The organism is Paenibacillus cucumis (ex Kampfer et al. 2016) (genome assembly GCF_019748695.1).
GTDB classification, from domain to species: domain Bacteria; phylum Bacillota; class Bacilli; order Paenibacillales; family Paenibacillaceae; genus Paenibacillus; species Paenibacillus polysaccharolyticus.
This window is the reverse complement of record NZ_JACLIC010000045.1, coordinates 36012-58154: the sequence shown is the minus strand read 5'-3', so window position 1 is coordinate 58154 and position 22143 is coordinate 36012. Positions and strand designations below refer to the sequence as shown.

20 protein-coding genes are annotated in these 22143 nt (G+C 47.6%); 9 read left to right on the top strand and 11 right to left on the bottom strand.

Features of this window, described 5'->3' with window-relative positions:
- The first annotated feature begins 162 nt into the window (after positions 1-162).
- The 3 genes from H7T88_RS24670 (at position 163) to H7T88_RS24660 (ending at position 2628) form a co-directional block, all read left to right on the top strand.
- Complete coding sequence (locus H7T88_RS24670) at positions 163-990, top strand: aldo/keto reductase (protein ID WP_260511122.1); 828 nt, start codon at positions 163-165, stop codon at positions 988-990.
- A gap of 271 nt (positions 991-1261) precedes the next feature.
- Positions 1262-1780 carry a sigma-70 family RNA polymerase sigma factor gene (locus H7T88_RS24665; RefSeq protein ID WP_154891466.1) on the top strand — a complete coding sequence of 173 codons (519 nt, stop codon included), beginning with the start codon at positions 1262-1264 and terminating at the stop codon, positions 1778-1780.
- Positions 1777-2628 carry a hypothetical protein gene (locus H7T88_RS24660; RefSeq protein ID WP_154959981.1) on the top strand — a complete coding sequence of 284 codons (852 nt, stop codon included), beginning with the start codon at positions 1777-1779 and terminating at the stop codon, positions 2626-2628. Before H7T88_RS24665 ends, H7T88_RS24660 begins: the two co-directional genes overlap by 4 nt.
- A 157-nt stretch (positions 2629-2785) precedes the next feature.
- Here H7T88_RS24660 and H7T88_RS24655 read toward each other — a convergent pair whose 3' ends face one another.
- A complete protein-coding gene (locus H7T88_RS24655) occupies positions 2786-3244 on the bottom strand; it encodes a cupin domain-containing protein (RefSeq protein ID WP_090919039.1) in 459 nt (152 codons plus the stop codon).
- 278 nt (positions 3245-3522) lie between these two features.
- Between H7T88_RS24655 and H7T88_RS24650 the strand changes: the two genes are divergently transcribed.
- Positions 3523-4374, top strand: coding sequence for a helix-turn-helix transcriptional regulator (locus tag H7T88_RS24650; protein ID WP_090918863.1), 852 nt, complete (start codon positions 3523-3525; stop codon positions 4372-4374).
- Between the two features lie 168 nt (positions 4375-4542).
- On the opposite strand, the gene H7T88_RS24645 is transcribed toward H7T88_RS24650, so the two are convergent.
- Positions 4543-6159 (bottom strand): glycoside hydrolase family 28 protein, encoded by a 1617-nt coding sequence (locus H7T88_RS24645; protein ID WP_221790899.1) that lies wholly within the window; start codon positions 6157-6159, stop codon positions 4543-4545.
- A gap of 424 nt (positions 6160-6583) precedes the next feature.
- Between H7T88_RS24645 and H7T88_RS24640 the strand changes: the two genes are divergently transcribed.
- From H7T88_RS24640 to H7T88_RS24625, 4 genes are all read left to right on the top strand, one after another.
- A complete protein-coding gene (locus tag H7T88_RS24640; protein ID WP_090918867.1) occupies positions 6584-7312 on the top strand; it encodes an amino acid ABC transporter ATP-binding protein in 729 nt (242 codons plus the stop codon).
- A 75-nt stretch (positions 7313-7387) separates the two neighbouring features.
- Positions 7388-8227 carry an ABC transporter substrate-binding protein gene (locus H7T88_RS24635; protein ID WP_154891470.1) on the top strand — a complete coding sequence of 280 codons (840 nt, stop codon included), beginning with the start codon at positions 7388-7390 and terminating at the stop codon, positions 8225-8227.
- Between the two features lie 141 nt (positions 8228-8368).
- Positions 8369-9091: an amino acid ABC transporter permease gene (locus H7T88_RS24630; protein ID WP_090918871.1), complete on the top strand. Its 723-nt coding sequence runs from the start codon at positions 8369-8371 to the stop codon at positions 9089-9091.
- Between the two features lie 71 nt (positions 9092-9162).
- Complete coding sequence (locus H7T88_RS24625; protein ID WP_090918873.1) at positions 9163-9813, top strand: amino acid ABC transporter permease; 651 nt, start codon at positions 9163-9165, stop codon at positions 9811-9813.
- 664 nt (positions 9814-10477) lie between these two features.
- On the opposite strand, the gene H7T88_RS24620 is transcribed toward H7T88_RS24625, so the two are convergent.
- From H7T88_RS24620 to H7T88_RS24580, 9 genes are all read right to left on the bottom strand, one after another.
- Positions 10478-11842: an FAD-dependent oxidoreductase gene (locus H7T88_RS24620; RefSeq protein WP_221790970.1), complete on the bottom strand. Its 1365-nt coding sequence runs from the start codon at positions 11840-11842 to the stop codon at positions 10478-10480.
- A gap of 277 nt (positions 11843-12119) precedes the next feature.
- Positions 12120-12965 carry a carbohydrate ABC transporter permease gene (locus H7T88_RS24615; protein WP_221790967.1) on the bottom strand — a complete coding sequence of 282 codons (846 nt, stop codon included), beginning with the start codon at positions 12963-12965 and terminating at the stop codon, positions 12120-12122.
- Positions 12958-13791, bottom strand: coding sequence for a carbohydrate ABC transporter permease (locus H7T88_RS24610; protein ID WP_260511128.1), 834 nt, complete (start codon positions 13789-13791; stop codon positions 12958-12960). Before H7T88_RS24610 ends, H7T88_RS24615 begins: the two co-directional genes overlap by 8 nt.
- A 77-nt stretch (positions 13792-13868) precedes the next feature.
- Positions 13869-14879: a hypothetical protein gene (locus tag H7T88_RS24605; RefSeq protein ID WP_260511121.1), complete on the bottom strand. Its 1011-nt coding sequence runs from the start codon at positions 14877-14879 to the stop codon at positions 13869-13871.
- A gap of 153 nt (positions 14880-15032) precedes the next feature.
- A complete protein-coding gene (locus H7T88_RS24600) occupies positions 15033-16328 on the bottom strand; it encodes an ABC transporter substrate-binding protein (RefSeq protein ID WP_221790897.1) in 1296 nt (431 codons plus the stop codon).
- A 243-nt stretch (positions 16329-16571) separates the two neighbouring features.
- A complete protein-coding gene (locus tag H7T88_RS24595; protein WP_221790895.1) occupies positions 16572-17348 on the bottom strand; it encodes a response regulator transcription factor in 777 nt (258 codons plus the stop codon).
- A 5-nt stretch (positions 17349-17353) separates the two neighbouring features.
- Positions 17354-19264, bottom strand: a complete 1911-nt coding sequence (locus H7T88_RS24590) for a cache domain-containing sensor histidine kinase (protein WP_221790893.1) — start codon at positions 19262-19264, stop codon at positions 17354-17356.
- Positions 19265-19571: 307 nt separating this feature from the next.
- Complete coding sequence (locus H7T88_RS24585; protein ID WP_221790891.1) at positions 19572-19757, bottom strand: aspartyl-phosphate phosphatase Spo0E family protein; 186 nt, start codon at positions 19755-19757, stop codon at positions 19572-19574.
- A gap of 435 nt (positions 19758-20192) precedes the next feature.
- Positions 20193-20570: an ATP-binding cassette domain-containing protein gene (locus H7T88_RS24580; protein ID WP_221790889.1), complete on the bottom strand. Its 378-nt coding sequence runs from the start codon at positions 20568-20570 to the stop codon at positions 20193-20195.
- A 715-nt stretch (positions 20571-21285) separates the two neighbouring features.
- On the opposite strand from H7T88_RS24580, the gene H7T88_RS24575 reads away from it, so the two are divergent.
- Positions 21286-22140 carry a hypothetical protein gene (locus H7T88_RS24575; protein ID WP_221790887.1) on the top strand — a complete coding sequence of 285 codons (855 nt, stop codon included), beginning with the start codon at positions 21286-21288 and terminating at the stop codon, positions 22138-22140.
- Positions 22141-22143 lie beyond the last annotated feature (3 nt).

Here is a 22143-nt window from a genome sequence, read left to right as displayed (position 1 = left end):
CCACAAGCGTCAAAACCAAACCTCTGCCTAGCGAAAAAGGATAAAACAGGGGCTTTTCGCGCGAAGCTTGCCCACCCATATTTAAAGAGAGGAAAACTTTAGTATAATAAGGAGTGACAGCCTGTCAGCAATCGAAAAGAATCAGAGGAGGAATGACAGATCATGAAACACGTTCAGGACACAACCACACTCAACAATGGAGTTAAGATGCCATGGCTTGGCTTTGGCGTATTCAAAGTGAAAGACGGAGATGAGGTTGTAAGTGCCGTCAAAACAGCGATTGAAGCTGGGTACCGCAGCATCGATACCGCCAAAGTATATAATAACGAATCCGGTGTCGCTCAAGGCATTCGTGAATCTGGCATTGCTCGTGAAGATTTGTTTATCACAACCAAAGTATGGAACAGTGACCAAGGCTACGAGAGCACGCTTGCCGCTTTCGAAGAAAGCATGCAACGTCTGGAGCTTGAATATCTCGATCTCTACTTGATCCACTGGCCTGTCAAAGGCAAGTACAAAGATACATGGAGAGCACTGGAGAAACTCTATAAAGAAGGACGTGTTCGCGCCATCGGCGTGAGTAACTTTCAGACTCACCACTTGGAAGATCTCTTGATGGATGCCACCATCAAACCTGCGGTCAATCAGGTCGAGCTTCATCCGCTCCTGACTCAGAAGGAACTACGCGACTACTGCAGTACACATGAGATTCAGATTGAAGCCTGGTCTCCACTTGGACAAGGTAATCTGATGGAGCATCCTTTGCTCCAGGATATCGCTGCCAAATACGGCAAGTCTCCGGCACAAGTCATATTGCGCTGGGATCTGCAAAACGGAATCGTGACCATCCCGAAATCGGTAACACCTGAGCGCATTCACGCCAATACCGAGCTATATGATTTCGAGTTAACAGCTGAAGAGATTGAACAGATTAACGGTCTGAATGAGCATAAGCGTTTCGGTTCCGATCCGGACAATTTTAATTTCTGACATATTGAATTGAACTACACCCGCCTTCGTTTCTGGAAGAGCGGGTGTTTTGATATGGTTCTGTGTAGGTTATAGTCACAGACTTCGTTGTGAAAAATGAAGGTATGGCCCCTTTGTAATAGAGATTACATATTTTTTTTGCAAGCCTTAAAACTATTTTGCCTCCTTATCAGTCTAACGGGTATCAAACAACTCAAGCACTCTACACCAATCCGGGCCTGGAATACACGAGGACTTGAATATTATTTAGGTTTATCAGGGGGGAACAAGATTGATTAGACTGAACAGCAGAAAAACAAAGGAAGAACAGTTCAGCGAAAAAATAACAACGATCCAAAACAAATTATACAGACTGGCATACTGCTATGTGAAAAATGAACAAGAAGCATTGGACATCGTATCCGAAGCCACATACAAAGGTTATATTGCTTATGGCAAAATGGATTCCATGACCTATTTTGATTCCTGGATGTCACGGATTGTAATCAATACATCGATCGACCATATTCGTCGCAGCCAGCGCGTAACTTATATGGAGGATCATGTGCAAGAGTTCGCAGCTCCAGAGCGAGGAGCCTCCATAGAAGAAAAGATGGATCTGTACGATGCGCTCGATCGCCTCGTGCCTGAAGATAGAGCCTATATCATATTGAAGTTTTTCGATAATATGCGTTTTCGAGAAATCGCTGAAGTGCTCTCCCTCTCTGAGAATACCGTCAAGTCAAAATTTTATCGGATCATCAATAAATTAAAATTGGATTTAGTTGAAGGAGAGGTTGGAGATCTATGACAAGTAAAGAACGTTATGAAAACATTGAAATCCCGGCTCAACTTACAGAGGTTATTCGTCAAGCCCAGCGAAAAGCGGCTGCTCGCAAAAAATCATCTCGTATCATCCGCTATGCTTCTGCTCTGGCAGCATGTGCAGCTTTTCTGTTCATCGTCAACATTCCTACAGTTGCAAATGCTATGGTCAAAATACCTGTGGTCGGAACGATTGTTCAAGTATTACAATTCGGCGATGGCGGTAAGATTACCGATGGAGTAACCGTGGGTTCGGACGCAACGCAAAATACGCTTAAAATTCATTTTAGTACCGATGACCAGGATCAGACGAATGACGCACCTTATTATAATGTAGTACACAAGTCAGCACCCAATCGTATCCTCTTTACATTCAGCGGTGCACGTTACATGGATATGGAGAAAGTAAAAAACGACTTCATGACTCAACCTTTAGTAAAAGATGTCTATGGTTCCATGATTCTAGACGACTCCTCCGTCGGATTCGTTGTTGTTTTAAAAGAAGGCGTACAGTATTCCGTCACGGAATTCAAGAACCCTGGATATTTGGAAGTGAAGCTGACTTCTGACGGCAAACCAGTCACACCTCGAAAGGTGTTCTCACTCCGTACAGAATCAATGCCTTTTGGAGAGTCCATGGGTATATTAAAAGAATCTTATCCGGATGAGGATATCTCCTTCCTTAAAACGTCTACGGATGAGTTCACGGCTGTTATCGGTGAGTATTCTACCGCGGAAGAAGCTGAACTCAAGCTTAAGGAACTCGCTAAGCTACCGGAGTATAATGGAGAGTTTTATGTAGACAGCTGGATGAGTAATGAAAATCCGAAGTGAGCAGTATTCGCCATCGGACATGCAAAGCATTCACAATGAACATCAAGGGTGATATGAGAAATGTAAGAGCAAGAAAGAAGAGCACTCAAAAAAAACCGATTCAGATGCTGAAGCATGTCTGAATCGGTTTTTTAAATTTAAAGTTTTAAATATAAGCTTATCCTTTGGATACCAGCTTGAAGTCATCAAAGTGAAAACCTGGCGCTACGACGCAAGTGACCAGAACCGGCTCATCGCCCAATGGTCGTGCCGTCTGCCATACACCTGCAGGCACAAGTACCTGCGGAGATTGTCCTGCCTCGATATCCATGCCGAGAATCAGCACTTCCTCATTCTCCGGGTTTTCGCCGTTGCCACCCAATTTCAATTCAATTGGACTGCCGCTGTGCCATAACCACAGCTCATCCGAAAGCACCGTGTGCCACTCGGAGATTTCATGAGCATGAAGCAAGAAATACGTTGAACTTGCCGAGAAGCGCGGACCAGAGTAAGCGTCCGGTAATACGGATTGCGGGATTTGATAAGATGCTTTCCAAACTTCCTTATACCAACCACCTTCAACGTGAGGCTGCATATCCAGCGCAGCTACGAGCGGTGATAATTCATGTGCTGTCATAACTTGTTTCCTTCCTTCCAATTCATTTTCGGGGATACTCCCAAACTGGAGCATGACCTCGCTCTCCTTACTCTAAAACAACATGTCCGTTTTGTCACCTTTATAACGGGCATTCTTCCATTCGTCCACCTTCTCCACAATATCCCTCCCGTCCCTGATGAATGATATCTATCTTCACAAAAAGCAATCTCACTCTATATGATAGCGTTTACAAAATTATCTACTTTCCGTTATGATATGAGTATCAACGCCAAGCTGAAGTGGAGAGGAGTTGCCTAATGAGTCTCATTGAGGATCGAATCGGACCCAAGTATCGGATTGGTGATTATGCCTTTACCATAGAATATATGCGAAGACATGACGGGAGTGCGATGCCGCAACCTCATGCTCATCCCTTTTACGAATTATATTACCTGCTCGAAGGTGAACGGGTATACTCCATGAATGGACAGATTTTGCCTGCGCGAAAAGGTGACTTGGTTCTCATCAACCCGCATGATGTACACACCACCTCCAAAGGCAACAAACCTGGCTTCGAACGGATTCTCATTGGTTTTTCGCCTGCTTTTGCCACGGGCATGGAGCTAGGCATATGTGGCCTGCTGCCATTCAAATGCTCCAGCCTCCTCCGTCTTCCCGAGTCAGATCAACCAGAGATCGAGCGCATCCTGTGGCAGATGCTTCAGGAATGCAAAGAACGACGCCCTCATTATGAGATCGCCGTACGTAGTCTGCTGGCTCAACTTCTGATTCTTGTCCATCGGGCACAGGAGGTTATCCGTGAATCCAATCCAGGCTCGCTACATCCGATGCAGGACAAGATTAGCGAGATTGTAACCTATGTCAATAAACACTACACCGAACCGCTCACTTTGGAAGATGCTGCAGCCCGTTTTTATATCAGCCCTTCTTATCTCAGCCGAATGTTCAGCAGGCTTACCGGATTTCGCTTCAGCGAATATTTGCGTATCGTTCGAGTTCGAGAGGCACAGCGAAGATTACTTTCAACACAAGAGCGGGTTCAATTTATCGCAGAGAAGGTCGGATTTGAGCATACTGCTCATTTTAACAAAACCTTTAAACAGATCACAGGCACAACGCCGCTGCGTTATCGCAAAGAGCATCGATGAATGTGACATGTTGTCCTGACCTATTCTTCCTATACAAAATCAATTGGGCAGCCGTGTTCCAGCTCCAGCATGTGCTCTTCTCCATCTCAGGAGAAGTTCAGGCGATGACTGGACTGCATACATGGCTGCCCTATTACACTTCTAATAGGCACGAAAAAATCACACCGTTTATCTACGAATGATAACTCCATTTCGGACTTCCGGACTTACCGATATCTGTCGTCCTTCCGTATCTGCATCCGTTTCCCGACATACGATCCCCGCAGATTCAAGTCCAGTGACTTTCAATAGCTTCCCATCCGCACCCACACCTTTAATGTCCTCCAGTGTAGCGCCTTTGCAGTTATGAAGATGAATCAGCGGACCTTCGGTGATCTGTGCCTGAAGCCCTGTAATCTGTAAATGTTTTGCCTGAGCACACTGAATGCCAGTACGAGCTTCCACGCTGTAACGTTCGATACTTACGCTGTCCAGAGGCATCTCCGGTAGACCGCTAACAAATAATGCCGTATCGGCTCCCGCGCAGACCACATCCGAGATGCGAATATCGCGGAACACCGGCGTTTCTTCGCTGACCTCTTTTGCAAGGTCCCCACCGCGGGCAGACCCCTCCATATTGGCATAGAAAAAGGAAAACGAAATAGCTTCCATAATGATATCCTTCATATAAATGCGCTCAATCTGAATATCCTCAACGATCCCCCCGCGTCCGCGTGCGCTCTTGAAACGCAGACCAATATCCGTGCCGATAAACGTACAATCCGTTACCCGGACATGCCTTACACCGCCGGACATTTCACTGCCGATCACAAAGCCGCCATGACCATGATACACCGTGCAATCCCGAATCGTAACGTACTCCGATGGTAGCCCGAGTTCACGCCCCTCGGCATCTTTTCCTGATTTCATACAGATTGCATCGTCACCAACATCAAATATACTCTGCTCTACCAGAACATGACGACATGATTCAATATCCAGCCCGTCTCCATTCTGGGAGAACCACGGGTTTCGCACATTCACTTTACGAATCGTCACATGCTCACATGCCCAGGGATGCAGGTTCCAGGCCGGTGAGTTCTGGAAAGTAGGCCCTTCCAGCAGAACCCGTTTGCATTGGCGCAAGCTAACCATGTTCGGCCGCAAGAAATCCCGGATTTCTTGATGCGCGGCAAGATCACGTACTTTTTCCAGGTAGAGCTTCTCGGCAATGGCACCGCCATCCATCGCAGATTGGGAAGGCCACCAGATCTGTTCATCCGTCGTTTCTGACGTTTCCACAACACCACCAGAGGCAAGCAGTCGCTTCCACTGGCCAGCCGTCATTTTGGAACGTTTCACCGGACGCCAGGCTTCACCGCCGCCATCCCAGATGCCTTCACCCGTAATCGCAATATCTTCGAGCCCGTCTGCATCAATTGGAGATTGACAACGTACAACCTGCCAACCCTCGAAGCTTGATGCAATAAGAGGATACTTATTGAAATCCTGACTGAAGGTTACCAGTGCACCGGCTTGCACATGCAGTTCGATTCGGCTACGTAGCACGATCGGTCCAGTGAGCCACACGCCGGCAGGAATGATAATCCTGCCTCCACCTGTGTCTGCACATGCCGCAATAACTAACCGAAAGGCCTCTGTATTATCTGTGATACCGTCTCCAACGGCACCATACTCGGTAATATGAAAATCATTTTTAGGAATCTCGGGCAGATCCACTTCGTATGCTTGAAGTTCAGTTGCACTGCCTGACCCTGCAGATAATGGGGAGCGATATATATTCATGGTATGAAATCATCCTCTCTACTCGATTCTCTCGTTTCATCATATCAACGGCACAGTAGTGACGGGTTAAGCTTTTTTGCCATGTACAGAGTGAACTTGATGTTATTTGTTATTTATATTTGTTAGCCCGTCTATAAAAACAAGACACTATTTTTAGTTTACAGCATACATCAATTCCAGTCATTGTAAATAAACTAGGAGTATTGATTCATTTTTCTGTCAGCATTCGTCACAAGAAAACCAACTATATAACATATATATAACGTAAATTTGGGCTATAGCCCTATAAAACCCATTACTTATGTCACGTTTTATTACAGACCAATTGCTATCAGCAGGATGTCTATGTATGATTAAATAACCACTTTGCAATAATTACTTTTTATCCCATTTTCACTCTCCATTGCAGAAAGGGTGTGTGTTCTTGATTGAATTTAAACGTGTGCAAAAGCATTTCGGTCATTTCCATGTCCTCAAGGATATTCATCTTCGTATTGAAGAAGGAGAAGTCGTCGTTATCGTTGGGCCTTCAGGCTCTGGCAAAAGTACGTTGCTCCGTTGTATTAACCGTCTGGAGACCATCAGTGAAGGTGAGCTCGTTGTCAGCGGCATTCCTCTGCATCAGAAAAAGGTGGACATCAACCTCTTCCGCCGCGACATCGGCATGGTTTTTCAACATTTCAATCTGTATCCCCACAAAAAAGTCATCGACAACATCACTCTTGCACCCGTCAAGGTACGTAAGCAACCCAAAGCCCAAGCCGTAGCAACCGCTATGAAATACCTGGAGCGGGTCGGCATTGCCGATAAAGCAGACAGTTACCCATCCCAATTGTCCGGTGGACAACAACAGCGTGTAGCCATTGCGAGAGGACTCGCCATGGAACCGAAGATTATGCTTTTTGACGAACCCACGTCCGCCCTTGATCCTGAGATGATCGGGGAGGTTCTGGATGTGATGCGCTCCCTTGCCCACAACGGCATGACCATGGTCGTCGTTACCCACGAGATGGGATTTGCCCGTGAGGTGGCAGACCGGGTCATTTTCATGGACGAGGGCCGGATCGTCGAAGAGGCACCCGCAGTAGATTTTTTTGACAATCCCCGAGAAGAAAGAGCACAACAGTTCCTTAGCCGCCTGATCCATCATTAACCTCTTCGTACTTTCACCCAGACGTTAATCCAATCCTTTATGCTCACTCCACATTTTGAAAGGGGTCTTAAATTGATGAACAATAATATGAAGTTCCCGTCTTTAACGTTAATGTTGGTGCTTATGTTATCACTCGTATTATCTGGCTGTAACTCCACTGGTACAAACACACCTTCCACAAGCGGTGGGGGCGATGCGGAGGCGCAAGGTACGATTGAACGGATTAAGGAACGCGGCAAGCTGATTGCTGGCGTGAAATATGACACGAAGTTATTTGGACTCAAAGACCCGGCAAGCGGAGATGTGGAAGGCTTTGATATCGATATTGCCAAGGCACTCGCCAAGCAGATTCTGGGAGATGAAACGAAGGTCGAACTGAAAGAAGTAACGTCCAAAACACGGATACCGATGCTGCAAAACGGAGATATCGACATCATCATTGCGACGATGACCATCACGGATGAGCGGAAAGAGCAAGTGGATTTCAGTGATGTGTACTTCGAGGCAGGCCAATCCCTTCTGGTGAAAAACGACAGTGCCATCGCTGGTCTGGAGAGCCTGGATGGTGTGAAGGTGCTTGCCGTGAAAGGCTCTACGTCTGCACAGAATATCCGCGAGAAGGCACCGAAAGCCGACGTGCTGGAGTTTGATAATTATCAGGATGCGTTTACAGCGCTGAAAGCAGGCAAAGGCGAGGCGTTGACAACCGATAATATCATCCTCATCGGCATGCAGCAGACGGACAACAACTACAAGCTGGTTGGCGGCAACTTCACTAGTGAGCCATACGGCATGGCGATTCGCAAGGGCGATACGGCTTTTGTAGAAGAAGTGAACAAGATGCTGAAAGCCCTGAAGGACAGCGGGGAGTATGACACGTTGCATGAAAAGTGGCTAGGTAGCAAGCCTGAATAGTCCAAGTACCTGATGATGAGCAAATCTACCATCAGCTAAACATTCAATATACACTGCAAGCATCTGCCGTATACGAGAAATACGTATGCAGCAGATGCGCTGTTGTTTTATTTTCACACCTGGAGAACGGGGGCTCTTGTTATGGGCACATTGGATTTCAGCGTACTGTTCAGACACTCCGACCGCTTTATGGAAGGATTTCTGAATACAATTCAAGTGAGCGTGATGGCTCTGATTGGCAGCTTTGTACTCGGGGCCATTCTGGCGATCTTTCGAATCTCACCGGTCAAACCGTTGAACTGGTTTGGTACGGCCTTTGTTGAATTTATCCGCAACATTCCGTTGTTGCTGGTTGTGTTTTTTTTCTATCTCGGACTGCCTTCCCTGGGTATTTCTCTGGATGGATTTGTCGCGGGCACACTGGGACTAACCATATACACAGCCGTTTTCATCGCAGAAGCGATTCGGGCAGGCATCCAAACTGTACCTCGAGGTCAACTGGAGGCCGCACGTTCATCGGGACTGTCTTATGTACAGGCCATGAATCTGGTCATCCTGCCGCAGGCCATCAAAATTGTACTGCCTTCCATTGGCAATCAATTTATTAATCTGGTCAAAAACTCATCCATCCTGGCGGTTGTGGCTGGCATGGACTTGATGTATTTTGCCGACATTGTGAACTCCGATACGTTCCAGCCACTAAGCGTCTACACCATCGTTGCTCTGTTCTATCTGATACTGACCTTACCGCTCAGCTTTCTGGTGCATTATATGGAACGCAGATTTGGACAGAGTGATGCAGAAGCGCGCAAACCTAAAGGTAAACCGAAGAAAAACAAACCTGCCGGGCAGGTTACGATGTAGGGCATTTCTAATCCAGTCACATGTGGTGAATCATTGAACATATATCGCTCACCGAAGGAGGCTTCGAACGTATGGACTTTAGCGGGGCCTATGAATGGCCTAACCTTCGTTTCCTGTTGCAAGGATTTTGGGTGACCCTTCAAGTTGCAGGCTTATCCATTGTGTTCAGCTTTGTGCTGGGCACACTGCTCGGTACGATACGATTTACACGAATCCCCGTCCTATCCCAGATTGTGGCGGTTATCGTAGATACCATTCGTAACCTGCCGCTGCTGCTTATCATCTTTTTTATCCATATCGTGCTACCACAGCTTGGTATTAAAATGCCACCCTTCTGGTCCACGGTTGTAGGACTGAGTCTGTTCGAAGGCGCCATGATCGCAGAAATCGTGCGAAGCGGCCTTAAATCTGTAGAACGTGGTCAGGTGGAAGCTGCCCGCTCCTCTGGCCTAAGTTACATGCAGACGCTCAGCGGTATCATTATGCCACAAGCACTGCGCCGCATGTCTCCGCCCATGGTCAGCCAATTTATTTCTCTATTGAAGGATACGTCACTGGCCATCATCATCTCCCTGCCGGAGCTGATGCGCAATGTGCAGATCCTTGGAGGTCAAAGCTTCGATTACATCATCCCGGCGTTGTTGCTCGCTGCTGTACTCTATTTCATCATCAACTACTCCCTCTCGATCGTTGCCAGAAGACTTGAGGCACGAATGAACTAGGGAGGTAAAGCGTTGTTTTGTTTCAGTTGTTTTGTTTCAGTTGTTTTGTTTCCATTGCTTGTGGCAACGGTTCGGAGCCATGCTGCTCTAGTGCTCCATGTTGAACGGTTTGAGGCAACCGCTACGATTGCTCGCGATTCAACTGTCCAGCTTCAATACTCGAAGTGGAACTGCCAAAATACGAGCTAAACAAAGTAACGGTTCAACGTTCAAAAGCTCCCGTTCCACATTTTTCGTGGAATTGGAGCTTTTGAATTCTAACGATCTCAGATGAGCTTATTTAGCCATTTTTGAGGCATTTTCAATTCTAACGATCCGTAGGAAGCTTATTTTGCTGATTCTGGCCATTTTCCACCCCATTCCGAGCAATCTTGGCAAAATAGCGTCACTTCGGATCGTTAGAATTTTTTTGTCTACTTTTTTTGCCCAAATAAGTCTTCTGGTGATCGTTAGAATTTCACCACTGTGCGGTTACCCTAACTTCGTTCCCTTTACCGAGTTATTTCGCCTTCACTAATGTTCTGGGAGAATAGATTAGCTTCAAAGGTTCGCAGTCCCACACATTCTAAGCCGTGTTACTTACCAATCCGCCTTCCCTTCCAACGAACTTAAGACGTTCTCGCAACTTCTCCACCCCGTCCCATTCTTATCCCAACCTTTCCCCTCAAATTGCCGCACCATTTTGGCGCAACTCTGCTTGCAACAGTGATACAGGAAGATTCGCAAGCGCAAGTTTCAGTTTCACCGCCATAGCCGCAGCTGTTCCCGCAGCTTCTCCCGTTGCCATACAGCTTGGGGTCAGTCTGGTTGTGGCGTGAGCCTCATGTGTCGTGGAGATACAGCGTCCGGCAGCCAGCAAGTTGCTGATATTTTGCGAGAGCAGCGAACCATAGGGAATATCATACGCACCATCTCCTTCAATAAAGGCTGCAGTCACGCCCTGCCCGGAGGGATCATGAATATCGATAGGATAGCCACTTCTAGCGACTACATCTTCGAACTTCCGCCCTACAACTACATCTTCCTGAGTCAGTGCATAGCGCCCAACAATACGTCTGGATTCACGAATGCCAATCTGTGGGGCTACAGCCGAGATTGAAGCCCGTTCGAAACCAGGCACATCATTCCTCAGAAATTCGGCAATCATAAGCACCTGCTTCCGTCCTTCCTGTTCAGCTTCGGTTAAATCCATAGCATTGGTGGCATCAAGCCCCTGCACCCGAGTACAGTTAATCAACACTTCATCAGCCGCCGGTCCGGTGAAAAATAATACCTGATCGCGTTGAATCGGTACCGCCGCTTTCTTCCAATGTGAATAGAAGCCGCTCACGCCCGTTAACGGAATCGTGTCCAGTTCGGCAAAAGGTGTTTTCTCATAAAAATCCTCTGGATGCTCTTGCATATACTGCTTCACACGCCCGAGATCCACGCCGCGCATACGGAATTTCATCGTCATGGGCTGAGATCGGCTGTCTCCCTCCCGTCCCTTCGCTATAGCGGCTCCAGTCAGATAAGCCACATCCGCATCACCGCTCGCATCGACAAATACGTTCGCCTGAATCTCCAACTGACCGGATTTGTTCGTCACTCGCACCGCCTCTACTCGGTCATCCAACGCAGTAACACCATCTACGAAGCTGTGCAGCAACAGCCGAACACCCGCTTCTTTCAACATTTCTGCCGCAACTACCTGATACACAGCCGGATCGTACGGTGTCACGCTATGCACAAAACCAACCGTATCACGCAGATGCCCGGGGGAACCGCCTCTTGCCTGCAAGCGATCCACAATCTCCTGCGCAATCCCCCGAATGACCTGCTCACCCTGCTCGGTATGAAACGTCATCCACGGGTAGACCATAGCAGCCGTTGACATCCCGCCAACAAATCCGTAGCGTTCCACTAGCACCACGCGAACACCCTGCCTCCCTGCTGCAATCGCCGCCGCTATTCCCGCGGGGCCGCCTCCGACAACGACAACATCCGCCGTTTCCCTTTTGACATTCGCCACTTCATTCAAATGTGCCATCTCCCTTCCAGACGATATGCTGCCCTTCCAATCGCCTGATGCCTGATGCATCGTGCCTCTGTCTGTCTGCTTTCGCCTATCCTCTCGCGCTTCTCCCCGTTCTCACTGTTTTCGCTGTTCTCACCATCCCTTCTCTATTAACTTTCAGTTCTTCTACACTTTCCCTTTCCCTCCCAGCAGCTCCACGGTCTCCTCACTCCACCACGACACTTTTCCCAAACCGTTACAAATGTTCTCGCCCCTCATATTCATTGCATCCCCCGCTTCTCCATCCCGACTACTCCTTCAATCCCGTCATCGCCACTCCCTCAATGAAACGCCGCTGCGCCAGGAAAAAGACGATCAATAGCGGCACCGTCGCCATCACGGTTGCACTCATCAAATACTGCCAGGCTGTGCCCACCTCATCCGTGAACAGGGACAACCCCAGCGGCAGCGTCATTAGCTCTCTCGAATTGATAAAAATCAACGGATCGAAGAACTCATTCCAGCTCGTCACAAATGTAAAAATCGTCAGCGTCGCCATACCCGGCTTGGCAAGGGGAAGCATAATCTGCCAATAAATCCGAAATCGGCTACAGCCATCAATCATGGCCGCTTCCTCCAGCTCGGTGGGCACCGTAATGAAGAACTGCCGCATCACAAAGATGCCAAACACGCCGCCCGCGCCAAAGATCGGCAGTAAAATCAGCGGAAGATGCGTATCAATCCACCCCAGCTGCCGCATAAACAGAAACATCGGAATCGCTGTGACTTCATGCGGAATCATCATCGCGCTCAGCAAAATGAGAAAGACCACATTCCGTCCCTTAAACGGAATCTTGGCAAAGGCATACCCCGCAAGCGAAGCGAAAAACACCGTGCCAAGCACCACCAACGCAGAGATATACACACTATTCCCGTAAAAACGGTGAAACGGAATCAATCGAAACACATCGATATAATTCTGAAATTGCAAGCTGTCCGGTATCCACTGCGGTGGATAGGTAAATATGCTCTGCGGTTCCTTGAGGGATGTCGAGACCATCCAGATCAACGGAACAATCATGATCAGCGAAACTGCCGTCAGTATCAAATAGGTGCCAACCGCAGCCCCGAACCTTCGGCCTGACAAACTAGGCATCGCCTTCACCAAACACCCACCTCTTTCGAAGCTGCCATTGCAGCAGCGTCAGAATCAGCACAATCAGGAACAGCACATACGCAAGGGACGAAGCATAGCCGAACTGAAACAGCTTGAACGCTTTTTCCCAGATGTAATAGACCAGAACTTTCGTGCTGTTGCTCGGCCCGCCTTGGGTCATGACATAGATCTGTCCAAATACTTTGAGCGACCCAATGACGGTCATCACGACGGTCAGAAATACGGTTGGCGTGATCATAGGCAGGGTGACATTGAAAAAAGAAGCCCTTCTACCCGCGCCATCCAGTGTCGCCGCTTCATACAAGGAACGCGGGACCTGCTGAAGTGCTGCAATGAACAGCACCATGTTCAGACCGACATTTTTCAGCACACTCGTCACAATGACGGCAGGCATGGCCAGGTTCGGATCATATAGCCAAGCAGGGCCCTTAATCCCCATCATCAGCAATAGCTGATTGATCAGCCCCGACTCTGTTGCATACATCAGCTTCCACACGATGGCCCAGACAATTAATGACGTCATCACCGGGACGAAAATGGCCGTTCTGAACAGGCCGATCCCTCGAATGCTTTTGGATAGGAGCAGGGCGAGCAGCAAAGCGAGTACGATATTCAGCGGCACCAGACCTGCCGTGAAGTAAACCGTATTGCCAAGCACTTCCCAGAACATGGCGTCCGTCATAATATCCCGGTAATTGTCCAGTCCGATAAAATGGTGATCCCCGAGCAGCGGCCAATCCGTCAGGCTCATATAAAATGCAAGACCCATCGGGAACAAAAGCAACAAAGTAAAGCCCAGCACCATCGGTGAAATAAACAACCAGCCAGCAATCTGCGCTTCCCTGGCAAGCGGCCCTCCGCGTCTCCGCTTGTTGGATCGGCTCACGAGCCATCCCTCCCTGAATCCGAACCATCCGAAAGTTTCGTGAGAACGGAAGGAGTGGCAGGATTGGCAGGGTCAGAATGTCCATCAACACACGATTCTGGTGCAGATTGTTCCGAGCCCGAAGGCTCCTTTTGTCCCAGACGATCTATTGCATTGCGGAAGCTACTCACCGCTCTACGTAGCTCATCCTCCGTTTTGCCTGTAACGATGGCCCCCAGCATAATGGCCTTGATGCCGCTATGGTGAAGCACGGGAACATCCTCCGGTACCAATTTACGCTGGGAAGGAACCATTACCGGTACTCCGGCCTGCAAGACCAGCTGCCGATAACGAAGCACGTCCGCAAAGCTGAGCGGGGTGCCGTATTCTTTGCCGGGTACAATCGAAGCCTCCAATGCAGTAAAACCGAAATGTGTAGCAGATGCCACTAGAGACGCATCATACTCGTTGTTAATCGCAAACGTAGATTCCAGCCCATGGTCTTGCAACATAAAAGAAGGCAGATGATGCGCATAGATCGAGTAGAAATCAAAGCCTAGATCCGCCAGGCGCTCTACATCTTCTCTCCGTGTCCCTTCGATACTCCCGGATGGCACAACGCCGAACGGACCAGCGAACTCCGAGCGGATCGCCCGAAATGCCTCGGTGTATTCATCCAGCGGACCAAAATGGTTGCCGCTTGCGCGATGGCCCACATTAAAGTGCACCTTCAGAGCATCCGCCCCTTCTTCCCATGCCGCCCGAGCCAGTGCGAGATCATTCCCGGGCAGACTGACGATGAGCGACAGCGGTTTTTGCTCCAGCATGGCTTGCAGTTGACCTGTCTTTTGCACATGCTGCTTAGCCCGAAGTTGACCGACTTGATGTGAATGTTGCGGGTTCTGGGAGTGCTGCGGGTTCTGCCAACTCTGAGAAAGCTGCATCTGTTGTGACCCCTTGGTCTGTTCCGTCCTCTGCGACCGCTGCTGCATCTGCTCCGTCTGCTGACCCTTCCTCATGTCTTCCACCTGGTTCATCCCCTCACTTCTCTCACTTCTCTCACGCTTCATACGCCCCATTCACTTTTTTCCGTCATCTTTCTTTCCGTCATTTTCCTGCCCTCCCTACGCTCTATTCTCATTTACGCTTCATCTCCCGCTCTCCTTCACTCTCCGCCTTTCTTAGGGCTGCAATATGCGCTGCACTTCCGTCTGCATTTGTTTCAAATTATCCTCTGGCGAGGCTGTACGGGCGAATAATCGGTCAAAACCTTGCAGTACCGCGTTATCAATATCCTGCCAGCGGATATGTCCCGGAATCAGACGGGCTTTCGGCATTTCATCAATGACCGCCTGCACGATATGCTCTTTGCTCGGGTTGTTCGGCTGCTGGATGAAAGCGTCGGAGTTCAGCACCGAAGTACGCGCAGGCACAAAGTACGTCGCGGTTGCCTGAGTTCCCTGTTCACTGGCAAAATACTTCAGCAATTTCTTCGTCTCCTCCGGGTGCTTGCTATCCTTGAACATGGCATAGCCCGCTTGCCCCAGCATCGGTACGCTACCCTGTGAGCCGGACGGCATAGGTGCAATACTCCACTCAAAATCCTTGATCTCCCTTGCTTTGGACACATAGCTGTAGTTATCGAAGAACATGCCCACATTACCTGCATCAAAGCTCACCTGCTCGCCCGCTTTCGGGTGGGATTCGTCGGTAAACATCATGCGCTCCAGCATGGCAAAGGTCTGTACACCGTACTCATCATTCCAGGTAAACGCTGTCATATTTTCGTTGAACGGCCCGCTTCCGTTAGACCAGGAGTATGAAGAAAGCACGGCCCAGGTCTTCCAGTCCCGAAAAAAGTTAGCCCCATAGATGCGATTCGCCGCATCCTTGCTGGTTATCGCTTTGGCAGAAGCCTCGAACTGCTCCCACGTCCACTCGCCTTTGGCAGCCAGCGTATTCGGATCGGTCAGCCCGGCCTTGTCAAACAGCGTCTGATTATAAAACATCACCACAGGCGGTGTGGAAAACGGCAAGCCTAACAGTTGATCTCCCTCACGGAAGAGATCCAGCGTGCTGGGAATGTAATCGTCCAGCTTGAATTGTGCATCATCCTTGAACGCCGACACGTCGGCCAGGATGTGATTGGACTTGAACTGCGGTATCATGCGTTCCGATACCCAGGCCAGATCCGGGAGCGAACCACCAGCGGCAAGCACCGATATTTTCTGCTGATAATCGGCAAACGGGACCGATTCCATCGTTACCTTGATGCCCGGGTTTTCTTTTGTAAAGCCATCGATCAGCTTGTTGTACACATCAATGTGTGCCTGGTTGCCCCACATCATGAATTTCAGTTCTACCTTGTCTTTCTCTCCGCCAGAGGCGTTCGAACCCCCGCCCGTATTGGTGCTTGTGCATCCAATTAAAGCTGTGATCATAAGCGCGAGAATCAGCATCAGTCCTGCCTTTTTCATCGAAATCCCCCTTATGGACGTTATGGTATTCCTGTGCCACCTCAGTATATCGAAAGCGCTGCTTGCTCCTAAATCACGTCAGTTGCAGAAATGGTACGGAATTTTAAGAGATTTTCTCCTGACACCTAGCTCTGCCCTCATACAGCACTCGCCTAAATGCTCTCTATGCTTTCCTCTTCAAACTCTCTAACCCAAGAGGCATTGTGCTAGTGCTAATCTCTTACCTTTACTCTCTGTTCCTCACTACTCCCCACGCTGTACACCATAACCATCACGGTACTCCCCTGCGGTACATCCCATCTGCTGTTTAAAAACCAACATAAAATGTTTCGGACTCTGATACCCGGATAACCGGGCAACGTCATAGATTTTGAGTCCCGTGTTGACTAGCAGCCATTTGGCCCGCTCCATTCGTGCCTCCGCGATATATTCGGAATAGTTGATGCCCGTCTCGGTTTTGAATAATTGGCTCAGATACGTCGGGTTCAGATTGACCAGCGAAGCCACCGTCTGGAGCCGTAGATCACCGTCGGGATGCTGGTGGATATGCTCTTTCACGCTGCGAATAATTCTCCGTGGTTCCCCGTGTTCCGGGTTGGCTGCGCCAGAGGTTTCGGGGATGGGAAGTGTGGAGAGACCATACCTACGGTCCAGCAGCGATTGTATTTTTTGCAGACATTTCACCAGTTCATGACGTTCGATTGGCTTCAAAAGATAACTTAATACCCCGTGTTCCATCGCCCTGCGTGCATATTCGAACTCCCCGTACCCGCTGATGACAAGCATCAGCAGATCAGGGTACATCTCTCTCGCTAATGAAACCAGCGTCAATCCATCCATCTCGCGCATACGGATATCCGTGATTAATACATCCGGCACTTCACAGCGCAGTACCTCCAGTGCCTCGGCTCCGCTTGCCGCTTCCCCCACCACCTGAAAATGAGGGGATGCCTGTACAATCAACTCTCGTAACCCCTGACGAATCACCGTTTCATCCTCCACAAGCAGTACTTTATACATGCGTATCAATCCCCTTTCCGTTGAAGGTGAATGGATAAAGTCACAACCAGCCCTTGTCCGGGGCTGCCATCAACACTTAGTCCGCTGTCTTTTCCATACACCAGATGCAGCCTTTGAGCGATATTGTGCAACCCCAGACTCTCCCCGGCATGACGATGTAGAATGGGATTAGCGGGTGAGTACACGTTTTGTCCAGAAACGGTCTGCCCAGAGACAGAAGCATTTAACCGATCCAGCTCCTCCTGTTCCATCCCTTTGCCGTTGTCCCGAACACTGATGAGCAGTTCCTGATCGAATAAAACGGCAGATACCCAGATCATGCCGCCATTATTACCACCCGTGCTGCCGCCTGCTAGCCGTCCTTCGATCCCATGGCAGATTGCATTTTCCACCAGCGGTTGCAGGATCAGCTTGGGAACAAGACAGTCGTTAACCTCTTCCTCCATGTCATAGATGATCTCCAGTTCACCGTTGTAACGAACTTGCTGAATTCGTACATAAGAATCGACAAACGCCAGCTCTTCCCGCAGCGTCACCATGCGATCTGCCTTATCAATGGTGTATCGCAGCAGCCTGCCCAGCGCTGTCACCATGGCAGATACTTCAGCATGCCTCTGGCGGACAGCCATCATGTTGATCGACTCCAGTGTGTTGTATATAAAATGAGGGTTCATCTGGCTCTGCAGCGCCGACAATTCTGCTTCCCGTTCCTGAATTTCGAGCATATACACCTCATGGAACAGACGATGGATCTCCTCCATCATGCGGTTAAATCCTCTGCTGATCTGCCCCAGCTCATCACTACTGTATTGGGTAACCCGCTGGCTGAAATCCCCCTGCTCTACCCGAATCATATGATGTTTCAGACGAATAAGCGGACGTGTGACCCTATACGATACGAGTACGGCTAGGATCGCTACAGCCGCCATACAGAGAAGAGCAAGTCCCATCGTAAAGGTCAGCATCTCCCCCGACTCCTTTTGAATGACCGTAATCGGCGTCAGGCTGATCACGGACAACCCCGAATATCCTGAATGATGCTTTACATGGAGATAAGATCTTCCCTCCAGCTCTATCTTCTGATTGTCTGCATAATCCTGAAGCTTTCCATGAGATAACAAAGGAGCATAAGCAGATAACCCATCTGTTGACGTTTTTTCATAAATAAGACGTTGCTGGCTGTCCACGATCATCAAGCTTGCCTTTTGCTCAAAATTCAGGTTGGATAACAGCTGTCCAAAGGCCTCCAGCCGGATATCGATCAAAATGTACCCCAGCCTCTGGAGCGTTCCCGGATCACGAAGCTCTCTGCCCACGCTGATGTATTCCGCTTCCTGACCTCTTACGTAGTAGCCGGGAATATGCGGAGGAAGCAAGTGCCATACGCCTTCGGTGCCTCTCAATTCGGCAAACCATTTCTCTTGGCTGCCGTCCCAGACGGGTTTGACCGCAAGGGAGTCCAGATTGGAGAACAGGATGCCGCTATTGCTGATCAGATGAATGCCTCGAATCTCTGGCCGATCATAGGCTTGAGCTGACGTATACAGCTTCATTTTCTGATAATCATCCGACTTGGCCCACGTCCCTGAACCCATCGAACCATCGTATTTCCGCAGGATGCCAAGAACGGTCTGGTCATAGAGCGGCAAGAGCGACAACCGCTCAAAATCCTTGAGCATCCGGTTCAGATTCGTGTTGATCTGCCGCACCATATCAATGGTGAACTGCTCCGTCTTGCGATCCAGTGTCTGCGAAAAATGGGCGTAGCTCATCATCCCCTGCAAGCTAAGCGGCAAGAGCGTCAATGTCAGAAAAAGCACGAGCAGCTTGGAGCGCAGGTTTATGCTTTTTCGAATCGAGCTGAAACCTATGAAATCTCGAATAGAACGAAAACCTTTCATTGTCCTTTCTGCCATTCACTTGTCCCCCTCCTTCGTTTCATTGTATGAACCCTCGCTGTTGTTCGATGAAATGGTTCAATCCGTTGGAACCAACAGATGCATCCATTCCGGGTGAATTGAGGTCATCATATCCAGTTTAGAGATGTCGCGACGATCCTGTAAGCTATGGATTTAGTACGGAATTTCAAGAGGAAATGGATGGGATGGAGGGATGTTCTGGGAGTACGTTAGGGGAGGGTGAGTTATCTTTCGGAAAACATTAAAAAGCCGAATGCAATTTAGCAGTCGGCTTCTTTTGGGTCACATTAAAAAACCGACTGCATTAAGCAATCGGTTGTCTCTTCATCATATGTTTATATTGGAATCGATAATATTCATTGATTAGCTCATCCAAAACCATGGACTGTTCGAGGACTTTGTTATCCTGCATGCCATGATTCTCCGCCAACCGACGTAACTTTTGCCTATCCCGTTCAATTCGATCTTTAATCTGCATCGGTTCACCCATAGCATGCACCCCCTCGTTTTACATCATTTTAGGATACATTGCCAAAAAATTCATATTTTTTTCCTTTGCAAAATCAAATGATTGTTTACAAAGGTTTAGTTTCATAAGTTTAGTATTTTTTAAATGCACATTAATCAAAAACACATACAACATATGGATACGCAATCTTATGTTTTGTCCACATATCGTGATCCATCCACATTTCACAGAAACGCCAAGTCAGGATTCACCCCATCACCCATTTTAATAAATGTCTCATATGATCCCTTGATGAATAAAACCCATTGATGTCGAATGCAATTCCTGTCATATCAATCAGATATTTTCTAATTGCCGCAAAGGTGATGCCTGTGGTGATTCGGTGTTAATTGCCTTAAATAATCAAAACAAAAAGAAATAGACCGCCCCAGCTAAGGTATGGTCTATCTCAGCTACCTATGCACAGCCACCACCCTTAGAAGCGGCTGTTGTAAAGAGTAGGGATGTTAGCGCATCCTTGCTCTTTTTTATTATCTTCAATTTAGCACAGTTTGTTGCACAATTTAACTCTTTACTGGTAATTATTGTTGTACAATTTTGAGTAAAAGGCAAGTGGCAAAGCTGGTAGATGATCTCCTTCTCATCAGGAATACCTTGTATTTCTGACGGACGTTTAACCACATTTGCGATCAGATCAAATAATGTCGTTTTGCCAGAACCATTTTTGCCAATGATCATATTCACGGTCTGTTCGGGAAACTCAGCATGTAAATGATCCAGGTTTTTGCGAGAGGCTTTGGGATAAGAAAAGCTCAAATCTTCAATTTTAATCATAGATCCTCCTGCTATGTCCGATGTGTTCTGGATATAACTTTCACAAACTTGAGTGCGATAAGTCCGTAGGTAACATAACAAAGTGTAATGAAGCTTATGTTGATCAGACTCAAATGTGGGAAGGGGCTATCCATAACCAAATATGTTAATTCAGCTACATAGAAATACATAGTAGGTGGCGTTAGGGATGCATACGGTTATGAGATATCACAATATATAATCAAGTAACCAACGGGGCTTTTTTACTCAAGAAAGGCACACTTTATCCTGTTTTAAAACGCTGTAAGCTAACACTTACATTGAAAGGTACTGGAGTGAACGAGAAGGTGGGCCTAGACGAAAATATTAGAGGATAGCAGATGATGGCCAACTTCGACTTAAGCGGTCAAAACCTCATGGGAACAAAATACACATATCATTAATATTTTCTCAGGAGGAACGGAGAATGTACATTCAATCCTATTTAGACCAAGCTTTTAAGAAATCATTTTATTAAGACGCGAGCGTAGCGATTTAGCCAAATTGATTCCTTCAATTTAATACTTAATGTAGAAATAATTACATGTTATAAATTCCATATAAATATATAAAAAGTAAAATAATGTTGAATATTCATATATATTTGTATATATTTGTTTTAGATATCAAAAAAAGGAGGGTAGATTGCTTTAATTTTTTTCACACACTTCATATCAGAAAAGGAGAAATCTTTAATATGTTACTTAAACGAAACTTCTTAAGGTTCATTGCGACATTTCTTGTATTTGTTCTGGTTAGTGTAAGTTTAATCAGCCCATCCTATGCTAAATCTGAGAAAGAATTTGAAATAACCGCGGTAAATGGTGTCGAAGTTTTGGCAAATAACGATCAAGAGATAAGGCTAAAAACTGAAATTGAAGGTTTAGTCGGGATATTGGTTCAAGATAAAGAGACCTTAAAAACTACCTTCTCTACATACGAAAAAGCAGAGACCGCCCCCGTCTCACTGATGTCTATTGAATCAACGGATAGTAAACAAGTAGAGCACTATGAAGTAACAATTGATGACTATTCAACAGAAAATGGCGTAACTGTAACATATGAAGATCAAAAAACAGGACAGACAGCGACTATTAGTAAAGATGATACCATTATCCGACCAATGGTGGTAATATTAGCGCCACTAGTTCAGATCGTGGGTGCTAAACTGATAGAAGCACTCCTTCTTATTGCAGCTGTAGTTATGATCAACAATATTGAATTTGCAAAAACAGATGAAATTGCAATGAATTTGAGAAATAAACGAGAGTACGACCACTACTATGCTAAAATAATGCAAGGCGATGTATGGATTGGGCCTGCAATATCCCTTAGCACAGCGGTTAATAGATTGAAGTCTTTCAATGGTGATAGTGACGTTACTGGAAGAGATGTATGGTCTACGACCTTATCTGGAGCAGCTAAAGTTGCTCAGCGAGCAGGCGGTGGAAAAGAGCCAGTAGGACCTGAAATTAGTAAACCTGGTCTCGGTTTCGGTTACTATTATCATTACCATATTTGGGATAGATCTGGTGGCCATTCTTTCTTTTAATAG

Bases quoted from the DNA above. Each gene is read 5' to 3' on its own strand.
- H7T88_RS24670 (WP_260511122.1), top strand. From the start codon at position 163: ATGAAACACGTTCAGGACACAACCACACTCAACAATGGAGTTAAGATG.
- H7T88_RS24660 (WP_154959981.1), top strand. From the start codon at position 1,777: ATGACAAGTAAAGAACGTTATGAAAACATTGAAATCCCGGCTCAACTT.
- H7T88_RS24655 (WP_090919039.1), bottom strand. From the start codon at position 3,244: ATGACAGCACATGAATTATCACCGCTCGTAGCTGCGCTGGATATGCAG.
- H7T88_RS24650 (WP_090918863.1), top strand. From the start codon at position 3,523: ATGAGTCTCATTGAGGATCGAATCGGACCCAAGTATCGGATTGGTGAT.
- H7T88_RS24645 (WP_221790899.1), bottom strand. From the start codon at position 6,159: ATGAATATATATCGCTCCCCATTATCTGCAGGGTCAGGCAGTGCAACT.
- H7T88_RS24635 (WP_154891470.1), top strand. From the start codon at position 7,388: ATGAACAATAATATGAAGTTCCCGTCTTTAACGTTAATGTTGGTGCTT.
- H7T88_RS24630 (WP_090918871.1), top strand. From the start codon at position 8,369: ATGGGCACATTGGATTTCAGCGTACTGTTCAGACACTCCGACCGCTTT.
- H7T88_RS24625 (WP_090918873.1), top strand. From the start codon at position 9,163: ATGGACTTTAGCGGGGCCTATGAATGGCCTAACCTTCGTTTCCTGTTG.
- H7T88_RS24620 (WP_221790970.1), bottom strand. From the start codon at position 11,842: ATGGCACATTTGAATGAAGTGGCGAATGTCAAAAGGGAAACGGCGGAT.
- H7T88_RS24615 (WP_221790967.1), bottom strand. From the start codon at position 12,965: ATGCCTAGTTTGTCAGGCCGAAGGTTCGGGGCTGCGGTTGGCACCTAT.
- H7T88_RS24610 (WP_260511128.1), bottom strand. From the start codon at position 13,791: ATGGTGCTGGGCTTTACTTTGTTGCTTTTGTTCCCGATGGGTCTTGCA.
- H7T88_RS24600 (WP_221790897.1), bottom strand. From the start codon at position 16,328: ATGAAAAAGGCAGGACTGATGCTGATTCTCGCGCTTATGATCACAGCT.
- H7T88_RS24595 (WP_221790895.1), bottom strand. From the start codon at position 17,348: ATGTATAAAGTACTGCTTGTGGAGGATGAAACGGTGATTCGTCAGGGG.
- H7T88_RS24590 (WP_221790893.1), bottom strand. From the start codon at position 19,264: ATGGCAGAAAGGACAATGAAAGGTTTTCGTTCTATTCGAGATTTCATA.
- H7T88_RS24585 (WP_221790891.1), bottom strand. From the start codon at position 19,757: ATGGGTGAACCGATGCAGATTAAAGATCGAATTGAACGGGATAGGCAA.
- H7T88_RS24580 (WP_221790889.1), bottom strand. From the start codon at position 20,570: ATGATTAAAATTGAAGATTTGAGCTTTTCTTATCCCAAAGCCTCTCGC.
- H7T88_RS24575 (WP_221790887.1), top strand. From the start codon at position 21,286: ATGTTACTTAAACGAAACTTCTTAAGGTTCATTGCGACATTTCTTGTA.